This window comes from Pseudoalteromonas sp. BDTF-M6 (genome assembly GCF_018334135.1).
Taxonomy (GTDB): Bacteria; Pseudomonadota; Gammaproteobacteria; order Enterobacterales; family Alteromonadaceae; genus Pseudoalteromonas.
Map to the genome: position 1 here is coordinate 854177 of NZ_JAGXTQ010000001.1, position 15296 is coordinate 869472.

Sequence of the window (15296 nt, forward strand, 5' to 3'; positions counted from 1 at the left end):
ATTATTCACGTCCTAGCAAAGTGTAGCCCAAGCTTTGTGAGTGTGAGAGGCTATGTAATAATGGCAGAAATGATAAGTAACATGCGGTTACGCGGTTACACGACAAGTTAGGCGAAAGGATCGACAATGGCGCATAACGGCGACGAGCAGAGCACAATCTACTGGCACGACTATGAGACTTGGGGGGCCAACCCGCAAAAAGACAGGCCGAGCCAGTTTGCCGGTATTCGTACCGATCTCGATCTGAATATTATCGGTGAGCCGCTGATTGAATACTGTCGTCCGGCGCCGGATTATTTGCCTCATCCCGAGGCCTGTTTAGTTACCGGCATTACCCCGCAACATGCGCTGCGCCACGGCCTCAGCGAGGCGGAGTTTATCGCCAAGATCCACGAAGAATTCAGCCAGCCCAACACCTGTGTGGCCGGCTATAACAGCATTCGTTTCGATGATGAAGTCAGCCGTTACACCCTGTATCGTAACTTTTATGACCCCTATGCAAGGGAGTGGCAAAACGGTAACAGTCGCTGGGACATTATCGACCTGGTGCGTGCCTGCTATGCGCTACGCCCTGAGGGTATCAACTGGCCGCGTAAGGAAGACGGCAGCGTCAGCTTTCGTTTGGAAGAGCTCACCAAGGCCAACGGCATAGAGCACGCCGATGCCCACGATGCCTTAAGTGATGTTAAGGCCACCATTGCCCTGGCCAAGCTGGTTAAAGAGCGCCAGCCCAAGCTATACAACTTCTTTTTCGGCCTGCGCCATAAAAAAGCGCAGTTGCAGCTGGTGGATGTGTACAATATGACGCCCCTGGTGCATACCTCGTCGCGCATTCCGGCAACGCAGGGCTGCACCACCTGGATTGCGCCCATGAGCTTTCATCCGAGCAACAAAAACGCCGTAGTCTGCTTTAATCTGACGCAAGACCCTCAGCCCCTGCTCGATTTATCCGTTGAGCAATTGCGCGAATACCTTTATACCCGCCACGACGAGCTGCCGGAGGGTCAGGCACCTATTGGCCTGAAACTGGTGCACGTAAACAAGTGCCCTATTCTCGCGCCGGCAAAAACCCTGTTGCCGGAAAACGCCGAACGTCTGGGCATAGACAGAGAGCAATGCCTGGCGCATTTGAAGTTTTTACAGGCGCATCCGGAGCTGCGTGAAAAGGTAGCCGAAGTCTTTAATGAAAGCCGTGAATTTGCCGCCACCACCAATGTGGATTATCAGCTCTACAGTGGTTTTATCAGCAACGGTGATAAGGCCAAGTTCGATGTGATCCGCAGCAGCTCACCGGTGGAACTGGCGAGCCTGGAACTGGATTTTGAAGACCCGAAATTCACCACCATACTGTTTCGTTATCGCGCCCGTAACTGGCCCGAGAGCCTCACGCCGGCGGAGCTGGATTCGTGGCGTAAATACTGCCAGAACAAATTGATGCACGGCGAGGACAACCCGTCTATTAATGCTCAGGACTTTATGCTCAGCCTAGAGAATCTGGTACATGAAAACGAGGGCAATGAGCGCAACATGGCGGTACTCAAGGCCCTGTATCATTACGCCCAAAGCCTTTAAAAAAAGCCTTGGGTTAATTGCACCTTAGTCGCTAGGGTTTAGCTTCTCTAGACGCGCAAGCAGGCTGGAGGTGTCGTAACGATTGCCACCGATGGCCTGCACATCACCATAGTATTGGTCAACCAAGGCCGTAAGCGCCAGGGTCGCGCCATTGTTGCGGGCCTCATCCAGGGCAATGCCCAAGTCTTTGCGCATCCAGTCAACGGCAAAACCGAACTCGTATTCGCCCTGCAACATGGTTTTATAGCGGTTTTCCATCTGCCACGAGCCGGCCGCGCCTTTAGAAATGGTCTCCACAACCTTTTCACCGTCTAACCCGGCTTTTTTGGCAAAATGTAAACCTTCCGCCAGACCCTGAACCACACCGGCGATACAGATCTGATTGACCATTTTACACAGCTGGCCACTGCCGATGGGGCCGAGCAATTCGCTAAAACGACTAAATGGCGCCATTACCGGCTGCACCGCTGCAAACGCATCGGCATCACCACCACACATTACGGTCAATACACCATTTTCGGCGCCCGCTTGGCCACCGGAAACTGGCGCATCGATAAAGGCCACCTGCTTTTCTTTAGCCGCTTCACCCAGTTCACGGGCCAATAGTGCAGAGGTGGTGGTGTGATCGACCAAATAGCTACCCGGCGCCATGGTTGCAAGGGCGCCGTCGTCGCCGTAAATCACGCTGCGCACATCGTCGTCATTGCCCACACACACGAATACAAACTCGGCGCCGCTGGCCGCCTGTGCGGGTGTTGCCGCACTGCGTCCGCCGTATTGCTCAACCCATTTTTGCGCTTTCTCTGCGCTGCGGTTATACACGCATACATCGTATCCCGCTTGTTGTAGGTGACCCGCCATGGGATAGCCCATAACCCCTAGACCGATAAAGGTACATTTTTTTGACATATTTCTGACCTATTTGCCTGCTAGCCTCGAAAAAACGCACACAGTATATCAAAGGCAAAGGCTAAAAACGTCTGGTTTTAGCAAGGGAGCACTCAATGGATAGCATTTACCATTTCAACGCCACACTTATCGACGGCCAACCCTATTCATTTAAACAATTACAAGGACGTGTGGTGCTGATCGTCAACACCGCCAGCAGCTGTAACTTCACCCACCAGTACGGCGCACTGGAGCGCGTTTATCAAGACTATCAACATCAGGGCCTGGTTATTCTGGGCTTTCCCTGTAACCAGTTTGGCCGCCATGAGAGTGCCGATAACGCCACCATAAAAGACTTTTGTGAAAGCACATTTAATGTTAGTTTTCCGTTGTTTAGCAAAGTCATGGTCAATGGTCCGGACGCCCATCCGCTGTTTAATTACCTCAAAGAGCATACCCGAGGCATTGCCCAAAATCGGGCAATAAAATGGAATTTCACTAAATTTCTCATAAACTCTCAAGGACAGCTGGTAAATCGTTACGCACCACGCACCAAACCCGACACCCTAAGGTCGGTGATAGAGAGTCAACTTGATGAAATTAGCCCTATTCAGCTCGCAAAGGTATGAACAAACGGTATTTGATGAACTCTGCCCCGCAGACGTAGATATCGAATATTTCGATGTCGGCCTCAATGTCCACACCTGCTCCCTTAGCAAAGGCTTTGACGCCGTTTGTGTTTTCGTAAATGACAACCTCAACGCCGAGGTCATAGCCAAATTGGCCGACCTTGGCATCGGTCTGATTCTGCTGCGCTGCGCCGGCTTTAATAATGTCGACCTGGCGGCGGCCAAAGCACATAACATAGCCGTGGCCAGAGTGCCGGCCTACAGCCCGGAGGCGGTGGCCGAGCACAGTATTGCCTTGATGCTGACCTTAGCGCGCAAAACCCATAAGGCCTACAACCGGGTGCGCGAGGATAATTTCGACCTCAACGGCCTGCTTGGCTTTAACCTGCACAATAAAACCGTGGGCCTGATCGGCTGCGGTAAAATTGGCCAGGCGCTAGTAAAAATACTCAACGGCTTTGGCACCAAGGTGCTGGTGTGCGACCCCGCCAGCCCTAAAGGTGCCTTTACCCTGGTGAAGCAAAGCGAACTGCTCGCCAACAGCGATATTATCAGCCTGCATTGCCCGCTTAACGAGCAAACCCATCACATCATTAACAAACCAGCCCTGGCGACGATGAAACGCGGCGTCATGCTCATTAACACCGGTCGCGGTGCCCTGCTCGATACCAAGGCCTGTATCGAGGCGCTTAAAAGCGGGCAGCTCGGCTATTTGGGCTTGGATGTATATGAGCAGGAATCCGAGTTATTCTTTAAAGATAGATCGGAAGAAATTCTCCAAGACGATGTGTTTGCCCGCCTACTCACCTTTAAGAATGTGTTGATCACCGGCCACCAGGGCTTTTTTACCCAAGAAGCGCTGGAACAGATTGTACAGACCACTTACCTTAATCTGCACCAATTTACCAAGGGCGATACCCTCACCAACCAGGTACTGGATGTGTAAGCATTAAGCTTATCGGCAGGCACAAAAAAAGGGGTATGACAGCATATCCCTTTTTTCGTTCTAGTTGGCTTTGTAGGATTATTTCATCGCTACATTGATAAACACGGCGGTCATCAAAATTGGGCACACCAAACGGATATACCACAACAGCGCTTTAATGCCCGGGTGGTTCGACTCGGCCAGTTTATTGCCACGATTCCACACCCAGCCCAGGGTAAGGAAGTAGAACAAGCCCATCAGCGGCAACTGGTACTGGGTAAAGACCTGGATCACCAAGCCAAACAGCCAGTCAAAGTTCATAATGATGGTGCCTGAGGCGATGGCCACCACTAAGGTCACCAAGGCAGTCGCACGCTTACGGTCCATTTGATGGTTTTCCACCAAAAAGGCCACCGGGATCTCGGTCGAAGAAATGGTCGAGGTCACGGAGGCGATAGACATCAGCACGAAAAACGCTAACGCGATCACCAGACCCATGGTGCCCATGGCTTCAAACAGTTGCGGCAAGACCGCAAAGATGAGCTGGCCCTCGCCGATCAGCTTGCCATTGGCAAACACTTCGACGCCGTTATGGCTGGCCACAAAAATGGCCGGCACGATCAGTAAACCGGCTAAAAACGCCACCGAGGTGTCGAGTGCGGCAACGCTTAAGGTCAATTTCCCCAGGTTAGCACCCGGCTTAAGGTAAGAGCCATAGATCATCATACAGCCTACCCCAAGCGACAGGGAGAAAAACGCCTGTCCCATGGCGGCGATAATCAAATCCGCATCCCACACCTTGTCAAAATCCGGCTTCAGATAATGGGCAAAGCCCTCTGCCGCCCCATCAAGTGAGCCAATATAGAAGATCAGCGCCACCAACAGAACTAAGAGCAAGGGCATTAGGCGTCGTGACCAGGCTTCGATACCCGACTTCACCCCTTGCAAAATAATGCTCGCGGTCAACACCAACATTAAGGGCGTAAATACCAGGTTGCGAGTCAAGGAATCATTGCTTAGGAACTCGGCCGCCGCTGGCATATCGAGCATTTGCGCAATCGGCGCCAACGCATGAGCCAGCATCCAGCCGGCCACGATGGAATAGAAGCTCAGCATTACCACCGCACCGCCCAGGCCCAGGTAACCGGCGCCAGCGCCAAGCTTGGGAGCCTTGTTCTGCCAGGCACGTTTAAGCGCCTGAACCGGGTTGGCCTGTGCCGCATAGCCCAGATATAACTCGGTAAAGAGCGCGGGCAGTGCCAAGGCAAAAATTACGATAAAGTAAACAAGTAGGAAGGCTCCGCCTCCGTGGTTTGCAGCTTGAGTTGGAAACCCCCATATATTTCCTAAACCCACTGCAGCGCCGGCAGCTGCCAGCACAAATCCTATGCGACTTTGAAAGCCGTCACGATTATTCGTCATTCTTATTGATATCTGTTATTGTTTTGCCGCTATTAAACCACACTTACCATTAACAAAGTAGTCGCCGCCAACCATATCGGACCATTCATCCCATGTTTAATGCAGCTTATCGCTTTCCCGCATTACCAAAGAGCACTCCATCTGTGCCGATATCGGAAAAAGTCTTACTGTGCCTTAGTGCCGCCATTGAGCTCAATGAAGCCCACCTGCACCCAGGCGAACTCAAGGTGCTCAACAGGCGTAAACAACCCCAGGCCAAACGCGAATACCTAAGTAGCCGCTATTGCATCAAGACCCTGGCGCAGCACCTATTTCCGCAATACGCGCACATCCCCCTTACACGTTGGCAGAGTGTGTTTAACGAGCAGGAAAGAGCCCTGCAGCTTTTTATCGACGGGCAGTTGTTGGACATCAACATAGTGATCAGTCACTCGCACGGCCATATTGCCGTGGCCATGACTCAGGACCAGCAATCTTTATTGGGCGTAGATATTGAAAAGCGAGATGCAAGCCGGCGCTTTGAAAAGCTGGCGGCGCATTTTTACCCCGAGGTGGAAGCCCGGGATATAGGCGACGATGTTGATACTTTTTTTCGGGTGTGGACGTTAAAAGAGGCCTATGCCAAGGCCGCCAAGCAAAGTATCAGCACGCTGTTAAGCCAGCCCATACTGCCCTTGCTTGACCGCTTCCCGGCCCAGGTTTATTGCCAGCCCTGGCGGCATTTCGATCTCAGTTTGATCACCGCCAAGACCGAGGTCGAACTTATCGACCTTGCTCTAACAACTGCTGGTGAATAGCCTGCACCACGGTATCCGATTGTGATTGCTCCACCAAGAAGCACAGGTTGTGCTTTGACGCCCCATGACAAATCAGGCGAATATCAAAATCACTGAGCACCCGCATCAGGTTCAGTTCGCTTTGGCGTAACTGAATCTCGGAGCCGATCAGTGCTACCAAGGCAAGATTGGTTTCCACGCTCACATGACAAAATTCACCTAAACGCTCCAGGGCTTCCTGATCAAGCTCAGGGCGGCTGGCATTAGGCGCGTTATCCAGGGTCACGGCTACGCTTATCTCCGACGTGGTGACCAAATCTACGGAGATTTGATACTCGCTAAGAATGGTAAACACTCGGGCCAAGAAACCGCTGGCGAGCAGCATTTCAGGGCTCTTGAGCGTCAGCAACAGCTGATTTTTACGCTGGGTCACCGCGCGTACGCCAGCGATCAATTCACTGCTGGGCACTTTTTCAATCCAAGTGCCCCCCCCTTGAGGGTCTTGGCTGGAGCCAACGAATACACCAATGCCGCTGCGCGCTGCGGGTAGAATGGTCGCCGGGTGTAATACCTTGGCGCCAAATGTAGCCATTTCCGCAGCCTCGTCAAAGGTCAGATGGGCAATGGGCTTAGCCTTGTTACACAGACGCGGGTCCGTGCTGTAAATGCCAATCACATCGGTCCAAATATGGATGTTGTTGGCACCACAAGCCTCTGCCAACAAGGCGGCACTGTAGTCCGAGCCACCGCGACCTAGGGTAGTGGTATCGCCGTATTCATCAGAGCCGATAAAGCCCTGAGTCACCACCACCTGCTCGCTTAAAAGTGGTACTAGCTCGGCCTGAGCTCGCGCCTTGGTTTGGGTTATATCCGGCTGCGCCTTACCAAACTGGCCGTCGGTTTTTAGTACCGAACGCACGTCGAAGCGACTTGAGGCTACGCCTTTATCGCGCAGCACCTGGGTAAATAGATACGAAGATAAACGCTCGCCAAAGCTAAGCAATTCATCTCGGTGCGCATTGGTTTGTGCCGGGTGCTGGGCGGCGTGTTTAAAATCATTAAGGGTGCTATCGAAGCCATGGGCTAAATCCGCGTCCAGGCTCAGACATTCAATGATATTCAGTTGGATAGCGATAACACCATCGATATGTGCCTGGCGCTCCTCAATGCTAAGCCCGGTTTGACACAAGGCGACCAGATGATTAGTGACCCCGGCGCTGGCACTGACAACGACAATGCGTACTTGCGGGTCGCTGGCAATAATATCGGCGCAACGGTTCATTGCTGCATGATCGGCCACTGAGGTGCCGCCGAATTTGGCGACGGTAAATTCCTGATTCATTTTCTCTCCGAGATGAAAAATAGGTTATTTTTCAAATACAATCAGGAGAACTTGGCAAGACTAAAAAGAAAGGTATGTCCATTGCCAGAAGCCCTCCACCCAAACAGGTGACAGTTCCGAGGATTCAGCCTCAAGAACCGAAAGTCATTGTGACGAGCAATGTACTTCCTCGGCGATAGTCTCCCTCATAAACGGTCATGGGCCTACGTCTGCCTCACGTTTACTACCTAGCTATCGCACCTCTTCTGCTAAGGGTTTACGGTGTGAACCGCAAACCTAGGCAAGCAATTTAACGTTTGGATGGCTGGATGTCAATCACCCTTAGGTCGAGCATGGGCACTTTATTTTTGCTTGGCGGCCAGCAGCAAATCGGCAAGCTTAACAACACCGCCCCGCTCTAACTTTTCAATACAGGCAACAATGGCCGAGTTTACGGGAGTGGCTACCGCGTGCCGCTGACCAAGTGCGACCACGGCGCCGTTGAGATAGGCGATTTCCGTTTTGCGTCCCGCCTGAATATCTTCCCACATAGACGAGCGCGCCTTGGGATCAATGTCCAACATGGCCGATGCAACACGCTTAAATAGCCAGTTAGGTAAGCTCAAAATCACCGGCACCCAAGCCGGCTTGACCTTGGTAAACTGCGCCAGCTCGATGTTCATGGCCTTACAGACCCCAAGCCATTCGCGCATGGCCGCCGCCAACACGTGTCTTAATGCTTTATTTTCCAGCTCTTGCTTAATGGGCATATCGGCCACGGCATTAAGAGCATTATTGAGATTTAATAACAGCTTGCCGTAGATCACCGACTCCATCTGAGCCTCTAATTCACAGTTAACCCCATGTTCTCGCAGGGCCTTGGCTATTTGCTCTGTGCGGGCGGTTTTGGCAAATACAAATTCACCCTCGGTGCCCTTATGAAAGTGCGCGCCCTGCTGCAGCACATTGAATGGAGTAATACCAAACACACAGCTGCGCGCCCCGAACTGGTTCTTGATGGCCTCAAAACTGCCAAGGCCATTTTGCATAAACACCAGCTCGGAGTCCTCATCGGTGATGGCCAACAACTGTGGCAGCGCGGCTGGTAATTGATGACATTTTAGGGTGACAAAGACAATATCAAAGCGCTGCCCTTGAGGTTCGGTAAGCAGCTCTTCGGGCATCAGGGTTTTATCCAGCCCCTGGTAGTCGCTGATATGAATGCCGCCGTTGTTAACAATGGCGTCTTTAATTCGTGCCCGGCATATCAGGGACACCTTGAGCCCCGCCGCGCTCAGGAGCGCCCCTAAATAACAGCCCGTCGAGCCGGCACCAAAAACCGCAATACGCATAAGCCTCCTTTATTAATCTGGTCAATAAGTTACCTGATATGTTCATAGTGCTGTAAGTTTAAGTACGCGGCAATGGTTGAAAGGCTTTTAATTGTACCAAGCGGTATGTGGATGCGCTTAGAAGTGCGCCTTAAACAAAAAGACCACCTGGGTTTAAGCCCAGATGGCCTTTATAGAAAACGCAGATGCCGTCGCCGTTACACGAATGAACCCATGTAAAAAGCGCCCACATAACCCACCGAGTAGGCTATCAACAGATAGAAGCTGTTACGCAGGTAGCTGCCGAAGGTCAGATCGCGCACCTTGCTCATAGCGATAATACCCGCCGCCGAGCCAATCACCAGCATGGAGCCGCCTACCCCGGTAGCATAGGTAAATGCCAGCCAGTTCTGGGTATCCATATGAATATCGGCTTTAAGCAGGGCCGCAGTTAAAGGTACGTTATCGACCGCTGCCGACAGTAGGCCCATCAGGTAGTTGGCCTGACTTGGCGCTAACACCTCATACAGATGAGTAAACTGGGCCAGCACGCCCACTTCTTTTAGGGCACCAACCAGTAACAACACACCCACGAAGAACAACAAGGTGTCGTACTCAATCTCACGGATATAGTCGATGATCTGTTTGTTTACATCCTTTTTGCGCATCAAGAATTGCGCCGTTAGGAACATCAGGGATAAGCCGAATAAAAACGTCAACAAGGGCGTAATTTGAAACATCACACTCATGGTCAGGGTGCCGACGATTGTCGAAAGGAAAATTGCCGCTATAGTGATGTCGGTTTTTTCTATGGGTTTGCGCTCGCCCAGAGAAAAGGTCACCGTGCCGCGCATCTTCATCGATAACAAGGTCGCCAGCACCAGTACACTAAAGGCCGCAGGAGCAATCAATAACAACAGATTGCCTATGGTCACCTTATCGGCCAGGAAGATCATCAAGGTGGTTACGTCACCTGTGATCAGCGACACGCCGCCGGAGTTAACCGCAAAGATAATCAAGGTCGCGTATTTTACCAGCTTGCGGCCATCGAGTTTCAACGACATCACCACCGCCAACGAAACTAGAGTCGCGGTAATATTGTCGGAAATCGATGAGAATAAAAACGCAAAACCAGCGATAAGGAACATCAGCTTACGCTCGCTAATCTTACTTGGCAGTACCCGTTGCACCAAATTTTGAATAAACCCTTTGGAGTTGAGATAGGCTACAAAGGTCATGGCCGCCATTAAAAACAGCCACAAGGTCGCTATTTCTAAAATGTTCTCATTGAGTTCATGCTTAATATGGTCAAGGGAATGACCGTGAAGGGGCGAGATGAAGAGGATAATCCAGCACAAAGTGCCGAAAAACAGCGTGGTTTTAGCCTTATTTACATGGATGACGTCTTCCACAACAATAAGCACAAACGCCACGGCAATGAGCGTCAAGATGAGCGCACTGACCATTTTGGGTATTATTCCTTGCGACAAGCGATTTAAAAAAGTACGGCTAAGTTTATTGGTGGTACAAAAATACCCTGATGTACAAATAACAAACTTAGCGATACCATGAATTATTAACAGACGGTTACAGTCTGTAAGCGGCGCGAATTCTAACATTCATATGGCAAAGGAGCTATTACCAATTCGTGGTAAATGACAATTTCTTTACATAATTTTTGTCAACCTAAAACAACGCTTGCCGTAAACGTAAAGTAACAACGAAAAGCTATTTTCCCCTTTTGTACCTTTGGTTATAATCCCTGCCTATTGCCAAGCACAAAGATAAAACATAATGATAATAGCGAAACGCGTGCTCAACACGCTGACGGAGCTATGGCCGGTGCTTGAGACCCTGATGAAACGTTTCAAAATGGGTGACTTTAGCATCAAGGAAGTGCAAAGCATCATAAAACAGCACTTTCCCCATTATTCCGGCGCCCAAATTTACAAAGAAACGAACCGCCTGCTCAGCCAAGACATTCTTGTTCCCTTAGCAAAATCATCGCAATTGGAGATCAACCGTGCGGTCAGCGATTTTGCCGCCTATTTATTGCAAGATGAAAGCCTTGGCGTGGCCGCTGAAATTCATGTCTTGGTGGAAGACTTGGAGCGCTTGAGCACCAAACTCTCCAAGGCCGTGAGCGACGATGATTACGCGGATATCAGCCGCTACACCCGTATTATGGATGAACGGGTACGTAAAATCGTCAAACTCTATAAGCACAATGAAAACGCCATTTATAACCTGGTCGAGCAGGCCAAGGCCAACGGCTCGAGCATGTCCCTGAGTAAACGTTATAAGGCGGTGATCGAGGCCTTTGACGAATACATAGAGCCCATGCTGGAAATGCTCGATATCAGCGGTGCCTTTCAAATTTGCTTCGACGCCATTGAGTTAGGCCTCACCGAACACCTGTTACACCTAAAACAAAGTGGCCGCGACACCAACACCATTCGCATGTTGGAGCAACTGCGCACCCGTATTCTGGATATGCACCACATAGGCCGCGAAAGCCTGCGCCAAAGTGCCGACATGCTGATGCCACTGCGTGAAGAGTTAAGACAAAACACCCTAGTCACCCGCCAGGCCGCTAAGGTACTGGGGCTTATTCGTAAACGCGGTTTGGATAATGTGATGAGCGCTCATCAGCCATTTTTTGCCAGCGAGCCCATGCATCACCAACTCGGCAGCAATGCACAACTGGTGGCGTATATGGCCGGCTTAAGCGAGTATGAGGAGCATGACTTTGAAATGCCCGACGCCAGTGCCGCCGAGCCCTATCGCGCCCCAAATATTCCCAGCTTCAGAGATGTTCGCGCCCTGTTTAAACCCGCCAAGGGCAACAGCAAAGCCCGTAAGCAGCAGCTTATCGATGTGCTCGATACCCATTATCCTGAGCTGGAGTCCGACGAGCTGTTATACCTGTATCAAAAACTGATTAACGACCCATCGCTGACCCTGAGTCAAAGCGAACAGCTTGAAACTAAAACCATCGCCGGCAAGCGCTTTGCCTTGTATCCCTTTATCGATGCCAGTGATGCGACAACAACAAAGAGTAGCGAAGAATTATGACCACCATAGACTTAACCCAGCTTACGCAGCTGCACTACATCAATAAGAAACTGGTCAGCGGCTATCATATCAGCGAGCAGGACAACCTTGCCTGGCAGGAGCTCGACCAGCAACAAGCGCAATACGCCGCCCTCTTTAGTGCCCTAGGTCACACCCTGGTGCACGATGCCCGTGGTTTTTTCCATTTTGCCACCGATGAAGGCACCGCCAACATGGGAAAAATCTCCCGAGCCATTGCGCTGTTTATCTATACCCTGATTGAGCACTACGCCAACCAGGGGCAGGATCCTATGCGCGCGCTGTTCGACAAAGACGTCGACCTAGAGCTGTGTCAGGAGTTGGTGTTGCACAACAAGGTACTCTATGACCAGTTGGAGATCTTCTCCGGCACCGACTTACGCAAGGATGTGCTAATGCGCATGGTACGCCTGGGTATGGCCAAGGCCAAAGACAAGGAAAGCGTGTTTCGTTTACTCGCCCCCATTCACCGCTATCTCGATGCCCTGTTAGAAGTAAATGAAGACGCGCTTGAAAGCGCCGAGGAGCTATAAATGCAGCAATTACATGGTCTGAGTAAACTTGCCCTGTTAAACACCGCGGGCTATGCCAAATGCGTGATCCCGCTGGATAAGAGCAGTTCTATTTGCGCACCAAATAACACGGGTAAAAGCTCGGTGATCAACGCCCTGCAGTTTCCGCTTATCAATGACTTACGCCTGACCGAATGGGATGGCCATGACTTAGAAGAAACCCGCAAATTCTATTTTAATTCCGACCAGTCCTATATCTTGCTTGAGGCCGACCTGCCCCATGGCAAGGTGGTCATAGGTGTAGCGGGCCTTGGCAAAATAGCCGGCTTTGCCCATCAGTTCTTTTGTTATAACGGCACGCTGAACCTCGATGACTTTACCGACAACAAGCGCATCGTCAAATACACCCGCTTGTTCAATCACCTCAAGGACAAGGGTTTTAACCCCATCGAACTTAAGGCGCAGGAGCTCAATTCCCTATTAATAGGCGGTGCCACGCCCTTTGACGGCGACATCAACCTGCGCATGATCCCGCTCAACAATGTCAGCGATGCCGCCACCTATAAAGAAATCTTCCGTCGCATGCTCAACCTGCATAAGCTTGGCGCCAGCGATGTGAAACGCTTTATGATGCGTGTCTTTGAGCGCCATATGTCCAACGCTCATGTCGATTTTTACGAGGTTTGGCAGCGGGCATTCGACAAGGTTAATCGCGCCCGTCGTGAGCTCAATGCCCTGGAAACCATGCAAGAGCCCATTGCCGCACTGGAAAGTATGTTGGAACACCAAAGTGCACTCAAGGGCAAGCTTGGCGCCTATGCGCCAAAAATCGATCTCGCCCTAGCAGAATTCGATACCTTTTATGAGGACCAACACGCCACCTTGGCTGAGCAGCTTGAAGAAATCACGCAGGAGAAGGAAGAGTTCGAGCAAAAGCAGCGCCTCTACGTGCAACAGTCTCGGGATATCGAGCGCAAGCTCACCGAGCTGGCGGCCTGGTTTAACGATTTCGATGCCCTGCATGGCGAGTTTGAACTGACCAACAGCGCCACCTTGCAAAGTGACCTAAAAGCACTGAAACAAGAGTATGAAGCCCTGTCGCACTCGCTTAAAAGCGCCGAGGGCCAGAGCCTGCATACTCTGGATTTTCGCATCAAGGAAACGCAAAAGCAGATCAAGAGCCTGAAACTTCAGCTGAAGAACCTGGAGTACAACCTCTTTACCCGCATGCGCGAGGACTTGTCGCTCAAAGAAGTGGAAGAAATTTCGCGCATCCTTAACCCGGATCTGCTCTCTTTTGCCACCAGCAATGGCGGTGAGATCAATATTGACGATGAGGATGCCTTCGGTGCATTTCTAACCGAGCTGAGCCAGGCCGTGCGCGGCGGTGAGCTGGTTGTGCCTGGCGCGACCATCTCCCTGAAGAAGCTGCCTGTGGTGCAGATGCAAAGTGGCGCCGATAAAGCCCAACTAAGCGAGCAGCTGGCTTCCCTTGAACGTTCGTTGGACGATCTTAAGGCGCAGCGCGAGGTCGCCGCCGATGTCGCCGGTAAACAGGCCGAGCGCGATGCCCTGTATGAGCAACTAATGGCCCAGGAAGCGGCGTTAAAACGCTTTGAGCAATACCAGGTTATGCAACGCTCCTGTGATGCCCAACAGGCCTTGCAGGAAAGCCTTAATGGCGAGCAGGAAGAAGTGGATGCTCATCTGAGTGAAGTGCAGCAAAATGCCGCGGGCATTGCCGATCGCCGCGCCATTATTAACTCCAAAAAAGAGGCACTGGAGCGCCAAAAAGCCCGTTTGCAGCAGGTTAAGAGCGAACGTTTGGATCACACCCTGGACTTTATCAGCGGCAAGGTGACCCCTTACCTTATCGATATCACCTTTGATCTCGACGCCCTGGCCGACACCATTCACGGCTTTAACAAGGATTGTCAGGAGCTACGCAACTTCGATATCAATGTGCGCAACACCTATTTGCATATCTACAATGCCGGGATCACCAAGTTTGATAACGAAAGCGATGAGCTAAGCAAATATCAAAAGCTGATCAGCGCTTATCACAACCTGGATAACGAGCGCGAAGCGGTTAACCGTCAGGCCCGGGTGGCGCTGACCGATGTGGCCGCCACCATTAAGGGGCTGCGCCAGGACTTAAACCGCTTAACATCGGAAATGCGCCTGTTTAATCAGGGGATCAGCGAGCACCAGATCTCAAACCTCAAAGGGTTTAAGATTGAAGTGGTGCCAAGAAAAATGCTGGTGCAAAGCATAGATACCATACTTGCTACCTCAGATCTCTATGAGCAGGGGGACAGCCTGGATTTATTGGCGGAGCAGCATGTACACGAAAGTGAGGTGGACGAGGCCAAAGATCAATTGATCAAGCTGGCCTCCGACAAGGCGGGACTGACGCTGAGCGATCTCTTCGATATCCGCTTTGAGGTGGTTAACCGCGCCGGCGACACCGAGTATTTCGACAAAATCGACTCGGCCGGTTCAAACGGTACCCGTATTACCATCAAGCTGTTGTGTGGCATGTTGTTTATTCGCCATCTGCTTTCGGATAAAGAGAAAAGCCAGTACCGCGTCCCCTTGTATATTGATGAGGCGGCCGATATCGACCCGCAAAACCAACAGGCCATTATCGAAACCGCGTTAAGCTTCGGTTTTGTGCCCATCTTTGCCTCGGTTAAACCACAGATCAGCTGCGACTATATCGTGCCCATACGTACCCTGGGCGACGGCAAGCAAAACTGGGTGGATGAAAAAGACTGGATCCGGGTGGAAAACGAAGAGCTGGTTTCTTGATTTCACCAAAATAAAA

12 protein-coding genes and 1 riboswitch are annotated in these 15296 nt (G+C 51.3%); of the genes, 7 read left to right on the forward strand and 5 right to left on the reverse strand.

The genetic code is table 11. From position 1 onward, the window contains the following. Nucleotides 1-126: 126 nt before the first annotated feature. Nucleotides 127-1572: an exodeoxyribonuclease I gene (sbcB, locus tag KD147_RS03830; protein ID WP_212546954.1), complete on the forward strand. Its 1446-nt coding sequence runs from the start codon at nucleotides 127-129 to the stop codon at nucleotides 1570-1572. Nucleotides 1573-1596: 24 nt separating this feature from the next. Here the strand turns inward: sbcB and KD147_RS03835 are convergent, their stop codons facing one another. Beyond that, nucleotides 1597-2481 carry an NAD(P)-dependent oxidoreductase gene (locus KD147_RS03835; RefSeq protein WP_105255543.1) on the reverse strand — a complete coding sequence of 295 codons (885 nt, stop codon included), beginning with the start codon at nucleotides 2479-2481 and terminating at the stop codon, nucleotides 1597-1599. Nucleotides 2482-2576: 95 nt separating this feature from the next. Here KD147_RS03835 and KD147_RS03840 point away from each other — a divergent pair, with 95 nt between their 5' ends. Continuing rightward, on the forward strand, nucleotides 2577-3089 hold the full coding sequence (locus KD147_RS03840) for a glutathione peroxidase (RefSeq protein ID WP_212546955.1): 513 nt from the start codon (nucleotides 2577-2579) through the stop codon (nucleotides 3087-3089). Next, a complete protein-coding gene (locus KD147_RS03845; RefSeq protein WP_212546956.1) occupies nucleotides 3055-4035 on the forward strand; it encodes a 2-hydroxyacid dehydrogenase in 981 nt (326 codons plus the stop codon). Before KD147_RS03840 ends, KD147_RS03845 begins: the two co-directional genes overlap by 35 nt. Nucleotides 4036-4113: 78 nt before the next feature. Here KD147_RS03845 and KD147_RS03850 read toward each other — a convergent pair whose 3' ends face one another. Then, nucleotides 4114-5436: a sodium-dependent transporter gene (locus KD147_RS03850; RefSeq protein ID WP_105255545.1), complete on the reverse strand. Its 1323-nt coding sequence runs from the start codon at nucleotides 5434-5436 to the stop codon at nucleotides 4114-4116. A gap of 92 nt (nucleotides 5437-5528) precedes the next feature. On the opposite strand from KD147_RS03850, the gene KD147_RS03855 reads away from it, so the two are divergent. Continuing rightward, a complete protein-coding gene (locus KD147_RS03855; protein ID WP_212546957.1) occupies nucleotides 5529-6233 on the forward strand; it encodes a 4'-phosphopantetheinyl transferase family protein in 705 nt (234 codons plus the stop codon). Here the strand turns inward: KD147_RS03855 and lysC are convergent. The 3 genes from lysC to nhaD form a co-directional block, all read right to left on the reverse strand. Then, nucleotides 6199-7554: a lysine-sensitive aspartokinase 3 gene (lysC, locus tag KD147_RS03860; protein WP_212546958.1), complete on the reverse strand. Its 1356-nt coding sequence runs from the start codon at nucleotides 7552-7554 to the stop codon at nucleotides 6199-6201. The genes KD147_RS03855 and lysC overlap by 35 nt on opposite strands. An 80-nt stretch (nucleotides 7555-7634) precedes the next feature. Then, nucleotides 7635-7807: riboswitch (Lysine riboswitch) on the reverse strand. An 88-nt stretch (nucleotides 7808-7895) separates the two neighbouring features. Next, on the reverse strand, nucleotides 7896-8885 hold the full coding sequence (locus KD147_RS03865; RefSeq protein ID WP_105255548.1) for a 2-dehydropantoate 2-reductase: 990 nt from the start codon (nucleotides 8883-8885) through the stop codon (nucleotides 7896-7898). A gap of 197 nt (nucleotides 8886-9082) precedes the next feature. Beyond that, nucleotides 9083-10330 (reverse strand): sodium:proton antiporter NhaD, encoded by a 1248-nt coding sequence (gene nhaD / locus KD147_RS03870; RefSeq protein ID WP_212546959.1) that lies wholly within the window; start codon nucleotides 10328-10330, stop codon nucleotides 9083-9085. 328 nt (nucleotides 10331-10658) lie between these two features. Here nhaD and KD147_RS03875 point away from each other — a divergent pair, with 328 nt between their 5' ends. From KD147_RS03875 to KD147_RS03885, 3 genes are read left to right on the forward strand one after another with little or no spacing between them, the layout of a single operon-like run. Then, nucleotides 10659-11939: an MksB family condensin complex protein gene (locus tag KD147_RS03875; RefSeq protein WP_212546960.1), complete on the forward strand. Its 1281-nt coding sequence runs from the start codon at nucleotides 10659-10661 to the stop codon at nucleotides 11937-11939. Next, nucleotides 11936-12490: a condensin complex protein MksE gene (locus KD147_RS03880; protein WP_105255551.1), complete on the forward strand. Its 555-nt coding sequence runs from the start codon at nucleotides 11936-11938 to the stop codon at nucleotides 12488-12490. Before KD147_RS03875 ends, KD147_RS03880 begins: the two co-directional genes overlap by 4 nt. Next, nucleotides 12491-15280, forward strand: a complete 2790-nt coding sequence (locus KD147_RS03885) for an Mks condensin complex protein MksF (protein WP_212546961.1) — start codon at nucleotides 12491-12493, stop codon at nucleotides 15278-15280. Nucleotides 15281-15296: the final 16 nt, after the last annotated feature.